This window comes from Nocardia carnea (assembly GCF_029869215.1).
GTDB lineage: Bacteria > Actinomycetota > Actinomycetes > Mycobacteriales > Mycobacteriaceae > Nocardia > Nocardia carnea_B.
The window spans coordinates 1-1284 of sequence record NZ_JARWPM010000145.1; the positions used below are offsets into that span (position 1 = coordinate 1).

The 1284-nt window shown below is 66.6% G+C and carries 1 protein-coding gene; it reads left to right on the forward strand.

Annotated features, from left to right (window positions below; translation table 11 throughout):
* The coding region (locus QH276_RS09490) for an AMP-binding protein (protein ID WP_280398824.1) at positions 1-1284 on the forward strand (1284 nt) is incomplete at both ends.

Below are 1284 nucleotides of genomic sequence, written 5' to 3' on the forward strand. Positions count from 1 at the left end.
GACGTGGTGCTGCAGAAGACGCCGTCGACGTTCGATGTGTCGGTGTGGGAGTTCTTCTGGCCGTTGCAGATCGGTGCGCGGTTGGTGGTGGCGAAACCGGACGGTCATCGCGACCCCGCCTACCTGGCCGAGGTCATCGACGCCGAGGGCGTGACGGTGGCGCATTTCGTGCCGTCGATGTTGAGTGCCTTCGTCGGTTCACTTCCCGAACCGGCTGCCGCGGGAGGTCACCGCGCGCCCTGTGGTTCGCTGCGGATGGTGTTCTCCTCCGGTGAGGCGTTGCCGCCGAAACCGGCGCAGCGGTTGCGGGAGCTCACCGGTACCGCGGTACACAACCTGTACGGTCCGACCGAGGCCGCGGTCGACGTCACGTATCACGAAGTTACCGACGCGGATACGACGATCGTGCCGATCGGTGCGCCAGTGTTCAACACCCGGGTGTATGTGCTGGACGGCCGGTTGCGGCCGGTGCCGGTGGGTGTCGCGGGTGAGCTGTACCTGGCCGGTACTCAGTTGGCGCGTGGTTATGTGGCGCGGCCGGATCTGAGCGCGGATCGTTTTGTGGCGAATCCGTACGGCGCCGGTGAGCGGATGTATCGCACCGGCGACCTGGTGCGCTGGAATTCCGAGGGAGAACTGGAGTATCTGGGCCGCACCGACTTCCAGGTGAAGTTGCGTGGGCTGCGTATCGAACTCGGCGAGATCGAAACCGCGCTCACCGATACCGATGGGGTCGGACAGGCCGTGGTGGTGGTGCGCGGCGATACTCCCGCCGGCGATCAGTTGGTGGGTTATGTGGTGCCGTCCGCCGGCGCCGCGATCGACACCGATGCGTTGCGCACCGATCTGGTGGGTCGCCTGCCGTCGTACATGGTGCCCGAAGCCTTGGTGGTGCTGGCAGAACTGCCGCTGAACAGCAGCGGCAAGCTGGATCGTAAGGCTCTGCCGGCACCGGTTTTCGAAGCGCGCGCGTTCCGGGCGCCGTCGACTCCGGCCGAGCAGATCGTGGCCGAGGTGTTCGCCGAGGTGCTGGGTGTGGAACGGGTGGGCGCCGACGATTCGTTCTTCGCACTCGGCGGGGACAGCATTCTGTCGATCCAATTGGTGTCGCGGGCGCGTACCCGCGGTATCGCGTTCACCCCCCGGGAGGTGTTCGAGCATCGGACGGTCGCGGCGCTCGCCGAAATCGCGCAGGTGGGGGACGCGGAGGAACAGCGGCTGGCCGAACTGCCCGGTGGTGGGGTCGGTGAGATGCCGGTGCTGCCGTTCATGTCGCAGATCCTC